The sequence below is a fragment of the Bacillus yapensis genome, assembly GCF_005280205.1.
In the GTDB taxonomy this organism is placed as follows: Bacteria; Bacillota; Bacilli; order Bacillales; family Cytobacillaceae; genus Robertmurraya; species Robertmurraya yapensis.
In genome coordinates this window covers 231,058-246,033 of the sequence record NZ_SUND01000003.1, presented here as the reverse complement: position 1 = coordinate 246,033, position 14,976 = coordinate 231,058, and the positions used below count along the sequence as shown (strand labels likewise).

The 14,976-nt window shown below is 38.1% G+C and carries 17 protein-coding genes; 13 read left to right on the top strand and 4 right to left on the bottom strand.

All coding sequences use genetic code 11. The annotated features are described in order from the left end of the window. The 7 genes from yqeH to FAR12_RS05565 are packed head-to-tail and all read left to right on the top strand — an operon-like array spanning position 1 to position 4,523. Positions 1–1,104 (top strand): ribosome biogenesis GTPase YqeH, encoded by a 1,104-nt coding sequence (yqeH, locus tag FAR12_RS05595; protein ID WP_126407196.1) that lies wholly within the window; start codon positions 1–3, stop codon positions 1,102–1,104. Positions 1,105–1,134: 30 nt separating this feature from the next. Then, a complete protein-coding gene (aroE, locus tag FAR12_RS05590) occupies positions 1,135–1,974 on the top strand; it encodes a shikimate dehydrogenase (protein ID WP_126407194.1) in 840 nt (279 codons plus the stop codon). Next, positions 1,968–2,258, top strand: coding sequence for a ribosome assembly RNA-binding protein YhbY (gene yhbY, locus FAR12_RS05585; protein WP_126407192.1), 291 nt, complete (start codon positions 1,968–1,970; stop codon positions 2,256–2,258). The genes aroE and yhbY overlap by 7 nt, the downstream gene beginning before the upstream one ends. A gap of 45 nt (positions 2,259–2,303) precedes the next feature. Then, positions 2,304–2,873: a nicotinate-nucleotide adenylyltransferase gene (locus FAR12_RS05580; protein ID WP_126407190.1), complete on the top strand. Its 570-nt coding sequence runs from the start codon at positions 2,304–2,306 to the stop codon at positions 2,871–2,873. Further along, positions 2,863–3,432 carry a bis(5'-nucleosyl)-tetraphosphatase (symmetrical) YqeK gene (gene yqeK / locus FAR12_RS05575; protein ID WP_126407188.1) on the top strand — a complete coding sequence of 190 codons (570 nt, stop codon included), beginning with the start codon at positions 2,863–2,865 and terminating at the stop codon, positions 3,430–3,432. The genes FAR12_RS05580 and yqeK overlap by 11 nt, the downstream gene beginning before the upstream one ends. Beyond that, positions 3,433–3,786: a ribosome silencing factor gene (gene rsfS, locus FAR12_RS05570; RefSeq protein WP_126407186.1), complete on the top strand. Its 354-nt coding sequence runs from the start codon at positions 3,433–3,435 to the stop codon at positions 3,784–3,786. It abuts the gene before it with no gap. Continuing rightward, positions 3,783–4,523, top strand: a complete 741-nt coding sequence (locus tag FAR12_RS05565) for a class I SAM-dependent DNA methyltransferase (protein ID WP_126407184.1) — start codon at positions 3,783–3,785, stop codon at positions 4,521–4,523. Before rsfS ends, FAR12_RS05565 begins: the two co-directional genes overlap by 4 nt. A gap of 82 nt (positions 4,524–4,605) precedes the next feature. Here FAR12_RS05565 and comER read toward each other — a convergent pair whose 3' ends face one another. Beyond that, entirely contained in the window at positions 4,606–5,430 is an 825-nt protein-coding gene (gene comER / locus FAR12_RS05560; protein ID WP_126407182.1) for a late competence protein ComER, read from the bottom strand. Positions 5,431–5,523: 93 nt separating this feature from the next. Between comER and FAR12_RS05555 the strand changes: the two genes are divergently transcribed. From FAR12_RS05555 to FAR12_RS05545, 3 genes are all read left to right on the top strand, one after another. After that, on the top strand, positions 5,524–6,150 hold the full coding sequence (locus FAR12_RS05555; protein WP_126407180.1) for a helix-hairpin-helix domain-containing protein: 627 nt from the start codon (positions 5,524–5,526) through the stop codon (positions 6,148–6,150). Between the two features lie 100 nt (positions 6,151–6,250). Next, positions 6,251–6,682, top strand: coding sequence for a deoxycytidylate deaminase (locus FAR12_RS05550; protein ID WP_126407178.1), 432 nt, complete (start codon positions 6,251–6,253; stop codon positions 6,680–6,682). A gap of 82 nt (positions 6,683–6,764) precedes the next feature. Then, complete coding sequence (locus tag FAR12_RS05545) at positions 6,765–9,104, top strand: DNA internalization-related competence protein ComEC/Rec2 (RefSeq protein WP_126407176.1); 2,340 nt, start codon at positions 6,765–6,767, stop codon at positions 9,102–9,104. 61 nt (positions 9,105–9,165) lie between these two features. On the opposite strand, the gene FAR12_RS05540 is transcribed toward FAR12_RS05545, so the two are convergent. Beyond that, positions 9,166–9,300, bottom strand: a complete 135-nt coding sequence (locus tag FAR12_RS05540) for a YqzM family protein (RefSeq protein WP_126407174.1) — start codon at positions 9,298–9,300, stop codon at positions 9,166–9,168. 366 nt (positions 9,301–9,666) lie between these two features. Here FAR12_RS05540 and holA point away from each other — a divergent pair, with 366 nt between their 5' ends. Then, a complete protein-coding gene (gene holA / locus FAR12_RS05535) occupies positions 9,667–10,692 on the top strand; it encodes a DNA polymerase III subunit delta (protein ID WP_126407172.1) in 1,026 nt (341 codons plus the stop codon). A gap of 81 nt (positions 10,693–10,773) precedes the next feature. Here the strand turns inward: holA and FAR12_RS05530 are convergent, their stop codons facing one another. Next, positions 10,774–11,256 carry a hypothetical protein gene (locus tag FAR12_RS05530; RefSeq protein ID WP_126407170.1) on the bottom strand — a complete coding sequence of 161 codons (483 nt, stop codon included), beginning with the start codon at positions 11,254–11,256 and terminating at the stop codon, positions 10,774–10,776. A 767-nt stretch (positions 11,257–12,023) separates the two neighbouring features. Then, a complete protein-coding gene (gene rpsT, locus FAR12_RS05520; RefSeq protein ID WP_126407166.1) occupies positions 12,024–12,290 on the bottom strand; it encodes a 30S ribosomal protein S20 in 267 nt (88 codons plus the stop codon). A 254-nt stretch (positions 12,291–12,544) separates the two neighbouring features. On the opposite strand from rpsT, the gene gpr reads away from it, so the two are divergent. Next, the gene (gene gpr / locus FAR12_RS05515) at positions 12,545–13,672 is read left to right on the top strand and encodes a GPR endopeptidase (protein ID WP_126407164.1); all 1,128 of its coding nucleotides are present in this window, start codon (positions 12,545–12,547) and stop codon (positions 13,670–13,672) included. An 82-nt stretch (positions 13,673–13,754) separates the two neighbouring features. Continuing rightward, positions 13,755–14,957 carry a stage II sporulation protein P gene (gene spoIIP, locus FAR12_RS05510; RefSeq protein ID WP_126407161.1) on the top strand — a complete coding sequence of 401 codons (1,203 nt, stop codon included), beginning with the start codon at positions 13,755–13,757 and terminating at the stop codon, positions 14,955–14,957. Positions 14,958–14,976 lie beyond the last annotated feature (19 nt).

Here is a 14,976-nt window from a genome sequence, read left to right as displayed (position 1 = left end):
TTGAGTGAACAATATATTTGCATAGGCTGCGGTGTGAAAATTCAAACGGAGCATAAGGATGAATTGGGCTATGCGCCGAAGTCGTCCCTTGAAAAAGAAGATATTATTTGTCAGCGATGCTTTCGATTGAAGCATTACAATGAAGTTCAGGATGTCAGTTTAACAGATGATGACTTCTTAAAGATTTTAAATGGGCTTGGAGAACGTGATGCTTTAATCGTTAAAATTGTTGATATTTTTGACTTTAACGGAAGCTGGTTACCTGGATTGCATCGATTTGTCGGGAAAAATCCGATTTTATTAATTGGAAATAAAGTGGACTTGCTCCCTCATTCGGTTAAGCCAAACAAGCTGATCAATTGGATGAAGCAGGAAGCTAAAGAGCTTGGCTTGAAGCCGATTGATGTGCTATTAGTAAGTGCTGATAAGGGACACTTTATTAAAGAAGCGACAGAAGCGATTGAGAAATACCGTGAAGGAAAAGACGTTTATGTAGTCGGATGTACGAATGTAGGGAAATCCACCTTCATTAACCGAATTTTAAAAGAGGTAACAGGTGAAGGAGATGTGATCACAACTTCCCATTTCCCTGGTACTACGCTTGATATCATTGAAATTCCTCTTGCAGATGGAAAGTCTTTAGTTGATACCCCGGGGATTATTAATCATCATCAGATGGCCCATTATATTGATAAAAGGGATTTAAAGGTCATCACACCGAAAAAAGAAATTAAACCAAAAATTTATCAATTAAATGAAGCTCAAACGTTGTTTTTCGGAGGCTTGGCTCGCTTTGATTACATTTCGGGCGGTCGACGTTCATTTGTTTGTCATTTTTCCAATAATATCGAAATTCATCGCACAAAATTGGAAAAGGCGACTGATCTTTATGAAAGACATGTCGGGGAGATGTTAACACCACCTCGTAAGGAGCAATTAGAAACTTTTCCACCTTTAGTAAAGCATGAATTTACGATAAAAGAAGGCAAAACAGATATTGTTTTCTCAGGACTCGGTTGGATAACTGTAACTGAACCTGGTGCAAAGGTAGCTGTCTACGTACCAAAAGGCGTTCATGCAATGCTGAGAAAATCGCTTATATAAAAAGAAACAGCGAAAGGGATGGGGAGGAGAATGAAAAGTTTATATGCGGTAATTGGAAAGCCGATTGCCCACTCAATGTCGCCAGTCATGCATAATGATTTATTTCAGCATTATGAATTGGATGCTCACTACCATGCTTTTGCAATTGAGCCTGATGATCTTGCTGATGCCGTAAAAGGCTTTAGAGCGATTGGGATTTCAGGATTTAATGTGACGGTTCCTCATAAGGTAGCCATTATGCCGCTACTAGATGAAATCGATCCTCTCGCCCGTTCAATCGGTGCTGTTAATACCGTCGTCAATGAAAATGGACGCTTGATCGGATATAATACGGACGGGAGCGGTTTTGTTCTTGGACTCAAAAATAAATTTGACGATCTTGAATCAAAAAAAGTGTTAATTATTGGCGCTGGTGGTGCTGCAAGAGCGATTTATTTTACAATGGCTCACGTTGGGGTAAAGCATTTAGACATTACGAACCGAACCATTACGAAAGCTGAGAATTTAGCTAATGATTGTCCTTATAGCGTCAATACGTCAATACTACAATTGGAAGAGGCGGAAAACCGTTTAGGAGCTTATGATATTATCATTCAGACGACTTCGATCGGAATGGCTCCACAAACTGAATGCGAACCGCTCTCTTTACATAATTTAAGTAAAAATGCTTTTGTTAGTGACATTATCTATAACCCATTGGAAACGAGACTTTTAAAGATGGCTAGAGAAAAAGCGGCCAACACACAAAATGGGATAGAAATGTTCGTCAATCAAGGAGCTCTGGCCTTTGAAAAATGGACAGGGATTATGCCTGATACAAGTCGAATGACAACAAAAGTGTTAACACAGCTGGGAGGCACAAAATGTTAACAGGAAAACAAAAAAGATTTCTTCGTTCAAAAGCTCATCATCTTAACCCAATTTTTCAAGTGGGTAAAGGCGGAGTAAATGAAAATATGGTTAGACAGATTAATGAAGCATTAGAAGTACGTGAATTAATTAAAGTCAGCATTTTACAGAACTGTGATGAGGATAAAGATTCAGTTGCAGAGCAACTTGTAGAGGGCTGTGATGCAGAGCTTGTCCAAATTATCGGGCATACGATCGTTCTTTACAAAGAGTCTAGAGAAAATAAAGAAATCGTTTTACCATAAGCTCTTTTCGCAAATATTGTTGCTATTGCTTTTGGAGGTGAATGAATGCGGAAGATTGGAATTTTAGGAGGAACGTTTGATCCTCCACACCATGGACATCTTCTAATTGCGAATGAAGCCTTACATGGCTTAAGCTTGGATGAGATCTGGTTTCTTCCAAATCAAGAACCTCCTCATAAAAAGAAGTCTGGCCTGATGACAAATGAGGATCGACTAAATATGTTAGAGTTAGTAACCAAGGATGTTCCATATTTTAGAGTGGAAACAATTGAATTGGAACGCTCAGGACCTTCTTACACATATGATACGATCAAGCAATTAAAAGAAATGCATGCAGATGTGCAATTTTATTTTATTATTGGTGCGGATATGATTGAGTACCTGCCAAAATGGTACAAGATTGATGAGCTAATGGACATGATTTCGTTTATTGGCGTTAATCGACCTACTTTTGAGGAGAAAACAAGTTACCCGATAATCCATTTAGACATTCCGGAGTTTTCCGTCTCTTCCAGTTTGATTAGACAGAGGATGTTGGAAGGGAAAACGATACGTTATCTACTCCCGGATTCGATTATCGAGTATTTGAAGGAGAAAAATTTATATGGAGCGTAAAGAGGGACTTGAAATTGTCAAAGCTCAATTAACAGAGCATAGATATGTCCATACGGTTGGCGTAATGGAAACAGCGATTCAGCTAGCGAAGCAATATGGAGCAGATGAAAAAAAGGCTGAGCTTGCTGCCATTTTTCATGATTATGCAAAGTTTCGTCCGAAAGAGGAAATGAAACAAATTATTGTCGAGGAAAAAATGCCGCCTGAGTTGCTAGAGTATAATAGTGAGCTGTGGCATGCCCCAGTAGGTGCATTTTTAGTTGAAAAAGAAGTTGGCATTACAGATGCAGAGGTTTTGGATGCGATTAAATTTCATACCTCTGGCAGACCTGGAATGACATTGCTAGAGAAAGTAATCTATTTAGCGGATTACATTGAACCAGGCAGACATTTTCCAGGGGTTGAAGAGGTACGAGAGCTCGCAAAAGAGGATTTAGACACGGCACTAATCAAGTCGGTTCAGAACACGATCCTGTTTTTGATGAAGAAAAATCAAGCAGTCTTTCCCGATACGTTCCATACATATAATGACCTAATTACAAACAGGAGGATTGATTAAATGATAGATAACCAATTACTGAAGACAGCTGTTAAAGCAGCGGATGATAAGCGTGCGGAAGATATTGTAGCATTGAACATGAAAGGAATTTCTTTAATCGCAGATTACTTTGTGATTTGTCATGGAAATTCCGACAAGCAGGTTCAAGCTATTGCCCGAGAAATTAAAGATAAGGCTGAAGAGAACGGGTATGATGTACGCCGTATGGAAGGCTTTGACGAGGCAAGATGGATTCTTGTTGACCTTGGTGACGTCGTTGCCCACATTTTCCACCGTGATGAGCGTAGCTATTATAATCTTGAACGTCTATGGGGCGATGCTCCGGTTGAACATATACAGAGTGAGTTATCATGAGTTATGAAAGGTTTGCCTATTTGTATGATGAACTGATGAAGGATGTTCCCTATGAAAAATGGGTGGAACTCATTCAAGAACAAAGTGAAAAGCATCATATAGCTGGGAAGAAGCTTTTAGATTTAGCCTGTGGAACGGGAGAGTTATCCGTTCGGTTGGCCAATAAAGGCTATGAAGTTACTGGTGTTGATTTATCAGATGATATGCTCACAGTCGCACAAAATAAAGCATCTGATGCGTCTGTAACTATTCAGTTTCTCCAGCAGAACATGGCAGAACTTGAGTTAATTGATACCTTTGATATGATCGGGATTTTTTGTGATTCCCTCAACTATTTGCAGACAGAAGAAGAAGTCAAACAAACATTTGAGCGGGTTAAGCAATATTTAAATCGCGATGGTTTATTTATTTTTGATGTTCATTCTCTCTATAAAATGAATGAGATTTTTATTGATCAAACGTATACATACGATGATGAGGGAATTTGCTATATTTGGAATTGTTTTGAGGGCGAATTTCCAGATAGTGTGGACCATGAGCTCACCTTCTTCGTCGAAGATGAATCTGGTAAATATGATCGATTTGATGAGAATCATACACAGAGAACCTTCTCAGTGGAGACGTATCAACAATGGCTTGCAGAAGCTGGCTTTCAAATTTTGGAGATGTTCGGTGATTTTGATGAAGCATTGCATCCGCAATCTGAACGGATATTTTTTGTTTGTAAGCATATTTAGAAAAAATTTAGCCATCCCGACCTGTTCCGGAATGGCTAAATTTTTTTGTTTTTTAAGGAGGATTTTACCGGAAAACAAAGAATTAGTTAAGAGTAAACTGCTTTTTTGTTTCTTTTATATCCTCAGCGAATTTTGAATGAGTAGCTTGAAAAACATGTTCAAAAACATCCCCAATTTCTTCTTCGAGAACCTTTATCCCTTCACCAGTAATTCCACCTTTAACACATACCTTTTCCTGCAAAGTTGGCAACGTATAAAATTCTTTTCTTAATAACTCACCTAATCCAATTAACATTTCACTCGCTAATTTTGTCGCCGTTTCTTCATCAATACTTGTCTCCGAAACTGCTGCATCAATAAATCTCCTCGTCAAATAACTAAAAAACGCAGGTCCACAACTAACAATATCAGATGCCACTCTCGTAATGTTTTCTTCGATTTGTAATGGAGTTGAAAAAGATTGTACTAAGCTTAGTAAAGATTCCTTCCAATGTGGTGTGCATTTTTCCCCAAAGCTAAGAAGAGATACTCCCGCTAATGCTCTATTTGTAATACTTGGAATGACCCTAGCGCTCGAACACGGTACAACCGATTCAAGTTGCTCAATACTAATTGGACTTGTTATGGAAACCACACAGTGTTCATTTGTTAAAAAAGGTGTGATGTGTTGAATGCAATCAAACATATCAATCGGTTTAACACAAATAAAAAGCAACTCAGCTTGTTTTGCTACCTCTTCGGCCTTGTTGCATACAACGATATTAGGAAAAGCCTGACGTATATCAAGTGCTTTTGATATCGTTCGATTTGTAATGTATAACGAAGAAGGGGATACGGCTTTTCCATCTAGGAGTGCCTCGATCAGAATTCTCCCCATGTTACCTGTACCAATGAACCCAATTTTCATTGTTACTACCCTCCTTCTCTTTCAGAGCGAGCCCTCTCATAAAACGATATGAAATTTCCTGATAATTTATGTCAATGGAAAGGAAAGATGTAGATGTTAGAATGGGTAAAAAATCATAAGCAATTCGTCGTTATTGCTGCTTTGATGTTCATATTGCTCAGTTATTATTTAGTTTCATCAGTCTTAAAGCCATTAGAAGATGAGGAGAACGGCAATTGGGAGCCATCTTCAACCGAACCAGAATCAACTGTGGAGGAAGAGGGAAAGCAAGTAGAGGAAATAGAGGAGCAAGAAATCCTTGTGGATGTGAAGGGTGCTGTTCAGAATCCAGGTGTGTATAAGGCGACGACAGGAGATAGAGTGATAGATGTGATTGAAAGAGCAGGTGGAATTACAGAAGCAGCTAATGGAGAAGTGGTAAATTTGGCGATGCGGGTAACCGATGAAATGGTGATTTACGTACCTTTGATTGGTGAAGAAACGGAAAGTGTGGCAGGTGTGGTTTCTCCAGGAGGTGGTGAGAGTGACAAAATAAATATCAATAAAGCCACTGCGACAGAGCTAGAAACGCTCTCTGGAATTGGACCTGCAAAGTCAGCCGCCATTATTGAATATCGAGAAACAAATGGTCCTTTTCAAACAATTGAAGACATTATGTCCATCAGTGGTTTTGGTGAAAAGACATTTGAAAAGCTAAAAGAAAGTATATCAGTAAAGTGAAATCGCAAAATTTCAAATTGACGTACCTTCTCTCTTCCCTTTAAACTTAAGACAAGTCTTGGTAAAAGTCACTAAACAGAATTAATGGGGGGAATATACAATGGCGCGAAAAAGTTGGGATGAATATTTTTTAGATATAGCAGAACAAGTTGCTTCTCGTTCGACATGTAATAGATTGCATGTAGGTTCTGTAATCGTGAACAACAAACATATTGTATCGACAGGTTACAATGGTTCTATTCATGGACATCCTCACTGTGAAGATGAAGGCTGTTTATTAGATGAAAACGGTCGTTGTATTCGTTGCTGCCATTCGGAATTAAATGCGGTATTACATGCAGAGCGTGATTTATTAAAGGGAGCTACTGCGTACGTAACCCATGAACCATGTGAAAACTGTTCAAAAACATTAGCGCAAGCAGGTATATCGAGAGTTGTTTTCAGAGATTCGTATCCAAATAAGTGGAATAAGTATTTCTTGAAGAATATTGAAGTCGTTCACTTACCAAAAATGAACGCAAGTGTAGAGTAGAAATGATCTTAAGAATATCGGCAGAGGCTGTTGCGGAAATTCCATCCCAACAGCCTCTCTATTTAGGAAGGGGGCTTAATGCTTGAAAGGAAATTGGATCTTTATCTGTCTCTCAGCTTTATTAGGTGCCTTATTTGCCTTAGATGGACATTGGATTTTTTTCGGTCTAGCCATACTGCTTTTTCTTTTTCTCATACAATTAAGAAAATTTTCCGCCTCGATGATGATAGTTACTGTTTTTATCTTCATTTTATTTTTAGGAAGAGCGGAGATTGGTGATCGACTCGCTCAAACCCTTTTCACCGGAGAAGAGAAGGCTTTTTCCATCCTATTTGAAGAACCACCAAAAATAGATGGAAATTATTTTACTACCTATGGAAAAGATGAAGACACCAAAGAGACACTTGTACTCCAACACAGACTATCTACAATCGAGGAGAAGGAAGCTTTCGAACAAATATCGGTTGGGACCGTTTGTAAGGTTAAAGGAACATTAGAGCCGCCCGAACCCTCGAGAAATCCCAATGCGTTTGATTACAAGGAGTATCTTCGGCATGAACAAATATCCTGGATTTTAGATGTAGAAAATATCGACCTTAACAAATGTGAAGAAAAAAGAAATGTCCTCACCTTTCTTCAAAAAATCAGGCAAAATGGCATCCAATATATCTACGCTCACTTCCCTCAAAATACTGCTCCATTTGCTTCAGCCCTCATTTTTGGTGATCGAAATCTCATTGAACCCGATCTAATGACCGCCTATCAAAGACTCGGAATCGTTCATTTAATCGCTCTTTCAGGCTTAAATGTAGCCATGCTCATTGGCATTCTCTTTTATACAGGGTTGAGATTGCATGTTACAAGGGAGAAAATGGTCTATGTTCTAATGGCATTTGTACCAATCTATATCATTTTGACAGGTGGTGCTCCATCGGTCATTCGTGCTTGTCTGATGATGCTATTTGCTTTAGTGCTAACTAAATTTTCTCGAAAAAAATTAATGCCTGTAGATATACTAAGCATCGTCTTTGTTGGATATGTATTCATCGATCCGCATATTGTTTATAATGTAGGTTTTCAACTCTCCTTTGTTGTCACATATGCCCTCATTTTGTCTGCCTCGATGCTTGAAAAATACACGCTAAAGCCAGTAGCCTTTCTGATTGCTACCTCTATTATTTCACAAATTGCCTCAATGCCGATTCTTCTCTATCATTTCTTTGAATTTTCCCTTGTCTCGTTTATCGTAAACCTTGTTTATGTTCCTTTGTTTTCTGTCGTGATTACTCCCGTTTTGATGATTATGTACTTCCTCCATCTTTTAATAGGAGATATGCTTAATCCTCTTCTCCATTTTTTTGATTTCAATCTACGATTAGTTCATCAGCTAACGCTATTTTTATCGAAGTTTCCCTTTAACACTCTTGTCCTTGGGCGCCCTTCTAATCTTTTGCTTGTCCTATACTGTGTTGGAATCCCCTATTTCTTTTTCCGCTGGGAGAGGGCGCGAACAATTAAACAAACTGTCCTAGCTTTCATCATCCCTATTAGCTTACTTGCAATCCAACTGCTAACGATAAAACTTGATGTAACTGGAGAAGTGACCATTATTGATGTTGGACAAGGAGATAGTATTCTAATTCAGCTCCCAATGAATAAGGGAACCTATTTAATTGATACGGGAGGAACGCTCGAATTTCCGACTGAGGAATGGATGGAGCGAGCTGATCCTTTTGAAGTCGGCAAAGATGTTGTCGTGCCGTATTTAAAGAGCAAAGGAATTACGAAGCTGGATAAGCTTATTCTTACGCATGGAGATATGGATCATGTTGGCGGGGCAAAGGCTGTTTTACAAACCCTAAAGGTCAGAGAAGTGGTCCTGCCAAAAGTGGAAGTATCGTCTGAACTTGAAACCGAGATAATGGATCTTTGTGATGAAAAAAAGATTCCGGTTCACTTCGGAATGAAAGGAGATGCTTGGACAGACGCAGGCTACCGTTTTGAGGTTCTTTCACCTAGTAATATGACTCATTTAGGGAAAAACGATCAATCGATTGTCATATATGCAGATTTCGGAGGATTAAGATGGTTATTTACCGGTGATTTGGAAGAAGAAGGTGAAAGGAAACTACTTGCCAGCTACCCGAATTTAAAAGTGGATGTTTTAAAAGTAGGACATCATGGAAGTAAGACATCAACCACGGAAAGCTTATTGGAACAGCTAGAACCGAAAATAGCCTTAATTTCGGCTGGAGAGAACAATCGTTTTGGACATCCACATGGGGACGTTTTAACAAGATTAGAGGAACGAAGCATTCGCATCTATCGGACAGACGAGAACGGGGCAATTACTTTTCAATTTAGAGGAGAAAAGGGAACCTTTTTCTCTCAATTTCATATGATAAAACGAAACACTAACTAGGCGAAAAATAAAAGAGACTACACTTTGGTGTAGTCTCCGTTAAAAAATATGTAGGTAAATCTTAAGCTCCGATTTGTTTAACAACTGTTGCGATAATGAATAAAATAGCAAAGAAACCAAAAGAGGCGATAAATCCTACTCCTGCATCTAATGCGTCATTTCGTTTGCTTTGGACTTCTTTTTCAAATGGATTCACACTAATCCCTCCCATTTCCATTATAGTAGATGGATTTCATAAAGCAATGGATTTAAATTAACTTTTTTAAATAAGATGTTTACGCTTTTCTTAGTATAATTGAGTTTTCCTTTACTGACAAGAGTTGTCACAAATAGTTTGCAAATCCGAGGTAACAATAATTCATACAAAGGGTGTACCGCTAGTAGATAAGTATCCTAGGCCTTGTTTGCTAGCGTTTACTATAAATCGGGAATTGGTTCTTCGAGGTGCCAGTTCCCTTTTAATTTCTAAAAATTAGCCTTTACATAATGTAATCCCCTTGTCAAAAGTCCTTTCCTTCTATACGATTGTAATATGGATTTTACATGATCGGAGCGAAGGAAATTGGTTTTAGATTTATGGAAACAAATTAAGAAAAAGCAGTTTTCTCCCATATATTTATTATATGGAACAGAATCGTTTCTTATCAATGAAACAAAGCATTTATTAACGAAATATGCATTAAACGAGGAAGAGGCTGAATTTAATCTGTCTGTTTATGACTTAGAGGAAACTCCGATCGAAGTAGCGATTGAGGATGCTGAAACTTTCCCTTTTATGGGTGAAAAAAGGCTCGTATTCCTGAACAATCCTTTCTTTTTAACGGCTGAGAAATCAAAATCTAAAGTTGAACATAACATAAAACGGCTTGAGGCTTACTTGGAGGAACCGGCTCCTTACACCATTGTTGTTTTTGCAGGGAACTATGAAAAACTCGATGAGCGGAAGAAAATTACGAAGGAATTAAAAAGAAAAGGAATTGTCGGAGAAGCGAAAAAGCTGAACGAAAACGAGTTAAGGTCCTGGATTAAGGAAAGAGCTGGGCTCAACAATGTTGAAATTGAAGAGGATGCTATTCAGCAAATCCTCACACTTGCTGGGACACATCTCTCCATGTTAACAACAGAAGTTGATAAACTAGCCCTTTACGCCACAGAGGGCCAAAAAATCACTGCTGCAATGGTCGATAAGCTCGTATCTAGATCCTTAGAGCAAAATATTTTTGATTTAGTCGATAAGATTATCCATAAAAAAATTGAAGAGGCCTTTAGAATTTACTATGACTTATTAAAGCAGAACGAAGAGCCTATAAAAATTATGTCGATTCTATCGGGGCAGTTCCGTTTGATTTATCAGGTAAAAGAATTAGCGAGAAGAGGCTATGGGCAACAACAAATCGCTGGTCTTATCAAGGTTCATCCTTTCCGTGTAAAACTTGCTGCTGGACAAGCACAACTTTTTAAAGACGAAGAACTAACGGAAATCATGAAAATGTTAGCCGACGCCGACTACCAATCCAAAACCGGCGGCATGAACAAAGAACTCCTAATGGAAATGTTCCTCTTCCGACTACAGGGAAGAAGAGCGTAAAAAGGAACCTAGCTGGTTCCTTTTTTTATTTAAAACGGTGGATTTCCACTCTTTGAAATATAGACATTCTCTTTCCATCCTCTACATGCGTAGCCAATGATTCTCTTTATAAGAATCAAAAAGCATTAGATATGCAAAAAACTCAGGTGTTTCTTGATTAACATGAGATGTGTCGATTCCACGTTCGATAAGCATATCAACTTTTAGTTTTTCGCAATTGGAGGTTATTGCATTTAACTGGGATTCAATAATGACAAGTATTCTTTCATTACCAGATGAAATCCTCATATGATTGTAGTAATGATCACTTTTTTCATTTCTTACTACACCATACGAAATGAAATTTAAGTTATCCAAGTTAGATTTTATAGGGTTGTTTTTGTGTGCATTAATATAGTTAGGAATTGTCATTTTTAAGAAAATAGCTTCGGATTCTGATAATTCTGTTTCGGCAATATCTAATTTTTTTTGAAATGCGGAGATAACGTCATTAACTGATTGTAACGGTCGAATTTCATGGGAATATTGCTGCTTCAAATATGCCTTGTACTCATCATGATCCACGTAATCACCTCAATAAGAAAGTGAGATATCCTCAAGAGAGCATCTCCATGGTAGTACTCTAGCGTATAAACACTTAAGCTTTAACTATACAAAAAGTAACTCTTGATAGGAGTAGAGACCCTGCTCTGAGTGAATTTAGATATATTTAAAAGAGTTAGTATAAGTAATCAAAAATTTTCTGATAACCAAAAGGTAACAAAGAAGCGACTATTATACCTATTACCATTGAAAACGTCGAAAAAACAATGAATCTCCGAAGTGATATTTCATTCCTCTTATAAGCGATAATGAAAGCCTTCATCAATGAAAAAATAGTAATAAATATAATGATGGCTGAAAAAAGACTTGTTAATAATACTTCCATTACTTCACTCCTTTAATGAAAATGAATTAACTAAATTTTACCATCCAACTGATATAGATAAAATAAAATTTATTATTTTTTGATGTGAAAAATAATTGATGAGAAGATAATACGCTGGACAGATTTATAGTAATTGGAAAAGTGATTGTGCAGAGGCGGTATATATAATTTAGATATGTTTGTAAGAAGAAGTGTGCACTACATAGAATAACTTAAACCAGTTGATTGGAGCGGAGGGTGGCGACTCCAGTGGGAAAAGCGGCTCGACCCCGCCCCACGGAAAGCGTCCACCCGGAGTGGAAATCGACGGTCTATTTTCAATATGACAATGAAAGGGAACCTCACGAGGTTCCCTTTTTTATACAAAATAAAAAGGCTATCTATAAAAGATAGCCTGACACAATTACGCGTTTAAAGAGTTTAACTTCTTAGCTAAACGAGATTGTTTACGAGCAGCCGCATTTTTGTGGATTAAACCTTTTGCAGCAGCCTTATCTAATTTACTAGCAGCTTCTACAAAACTTGCCTTTGCAGCAGCTTCGTCGTTATTTACAACTGCAGCTTCTACTTTTTTAACAGCAGTACGCATTGCAGATTTAACTGTAGAGTTATGAGCGCTACGCTCTTCACTTGTCTTAGCACGCTTGATAGCAGATTTAATATTTGCCATTCCATTCACCTCCCACAAAGCAATCGAGATTATATAAAACTCGACATTCACGTTCAAATACATAATTTGCAGAACAAGAAATATTTTATCAAACGGTTCTTGGTTTTGCAATACTATCTATTTATTTTAAGTCAAACTCAATTGAATAACAAATGAATTTTTTATAATTTCAGCGGCAATGCTAGAGAATAGTTAACTTTTATGTGGAAATAATAGAATATTTTTCAAAATAAAACAGGTGAGGCGATCTTTAGATGGAGAATTCAATCGATTTAAGCAAGTTTTCTGTCCGTACGGATTTAGCAGTAGAGGCGAGAGAAATGGTCATTGCAGAGCGTGAACAAAGTGCTCTTTATGGGGAAAAGGATATCTCACAAATTGAAGGTGTGATTATTAAGGAGAAAGAAGAAAACGACATCAAAGTCTCCTTAGTAGAAATTACAAAACAAGGAGCAGTAGCACTCGGAAAAAAGGAAGGAAAATATCTGACACTTGAAGTGATCGGGATTCGTCAACAGGATACAGAGCTACAACAAAAGGTAGAAGAAGTCTTCGCGAATGAATTTTCCCATTTCATTAAGCAACTAGGGATTGGAGAAAATGCTTCATGCTTAGTAGTTGGATTAGGAAATTGGAATGTCACCCCTGATGCTTTAGGCCCTCAAGTATGTGAAAATCTTTTAATCACAAGACATCTCTATGAATTACAGCCTGAAAGTGTAGAGGAAGGTTATCGTCCTGTAAGTGCGATTGCCCCAGGGGTTATGGGACTTACTGGGATTGAAACGAGTGATATCATCCGAGGCGTAGTGGAAAAAACAAAACCGGATTTCGTCATTGCGATCGACGCACTTGCAGCAAGATCGATTGAAAGAGTCAATTCGACTATTCAAATTTCCGATACAGGGATCCATCCGGGATCTGGAGTCGGGAATAAAAGGAAAGAATTAAGTAAAGAGACATTAGGGATCCCGGTAGTTGCCATCGGAATTCCCACCGTGGTGGACGCTGTGTCAATTACGAGCGATACGATCGATTATATTCTGAAGCATTTCGGCAAGGAACTTAAGGAAGGCAACCGACCATCCCGTGCACTGGCTCCTGCTGGGATGACTTTTGGAAAAAGAAAAAAGCTGACGGAAGAGGATTTACCAGAAGAGCATCACCGTAAAACCTTCTTAGGAATGATCGGAACGTTAGAAGAAGAGGAAAAAAGAAAATTAATCTCTGAGGTCCTTTCTCCTCTTGGACATAATCTGATGGTAACCCCAAAGGAAGTTGATGTCTTTATCGAAGACATGGCAAATTTGGTTGCAAATGGATTAAATTCTGCATTGCACAAGTCAGTCAATCAAGACAATGCAGGATATTATACAAGATAGTAATGTAAAAATAATAGACGTTTGTTCTATCTTCTCTAGTAAAGTCATATGAATTAGTAGACTTACTTTGAGAGGTGGAACAATGAAATATAATAGAAACTCATCTTTTGTCGTAACGGTTCAAGGGACAAGCCTACTCAATTTTTTCATGGTAGTAGCATTGGTACTGTTGCTTATGTTTTCCGTAAGTGGATTGATCACGTCGTTAAACCCGGAATATCGTTTGAAGTCATCCTCTATTAATACAGCTACTTCAAATATTAATGGAGAAATCCTTTTTCAACTTTTTGGAACGGAGAATCACGCATTACTACAAGCACTACCTGAAAAAGGCTCTGATGTAAAGTTGTCTAGCTTAATGTTCAAGCTATCTACGAATGTTAGTCTAGATGATCCGCGGAGTTTGCTTGGAAGAGAGTTGCCTGGATTTTCATTGTTTGATGGGCGAATCGTTGTTGCTGGGCAAGGAACGAATTATACGAACTTACCGATTGAATCTTCTCCTCCACCAGAAGTATTAAAAGAGGAGAATGAAGCAGACTTGCAAAATACGGAAGGGCTTGATGAGAATAACTCGGACAACACGACAAATCCGTCCCAGACAACGGGAGACAAAAAGATGGTTTATATTTATTTTTCCCATACACGAGAGTCCTTTCTCCCATATTTAAAAGGAGTGACGGATCCTAACAGTGCACAGCATTCAAAAATTAACGTAACGAAAATTGGTGACCACTTGCTTGGGCAACTCGAAAGTAAGGGCATTGGAACAGTCGTAGATAAAACAGATATTATGACAAATCTAAACGAAAAAGGATTAACATATGGAAGATCTTATGATGAATCAAGAAATGTGGTCGAAGCGGCCATTACCAATAATAAAGATTTAACTTATTTAATTGATATTCATCGAGATTCTAAACGAAAAGAACATACGACGATAGATATCAATGGGCAAGCATATGCGAAACTAGCTTTTGTCATTGGCGCTGAAAATCCAAATTATGAAAAAAACCTTCAATTGGCTACAAAGATTCATGAAAAATTAGAGGCGGCCTATCCAGGCTTAAGCCGTGGCGTTATTGAGAAAAAAGGGGCAAGCACCAATGGTAAGTTTAACCAGGACTTGTCAGGGAATGCGATGTTAATTGAGTTTGGTGGTGTGGATAACACTTTTGAGGAATTGAATCGCTCAGCCGATGCATTTGCTAATGTATTTAGTGAAATATTCTGGGATGCAGAAAGTGTCGATCAGCCAACAAGTGAACCAGCAGATGAACAGTAATTTTAAGGTGGGTAATCGG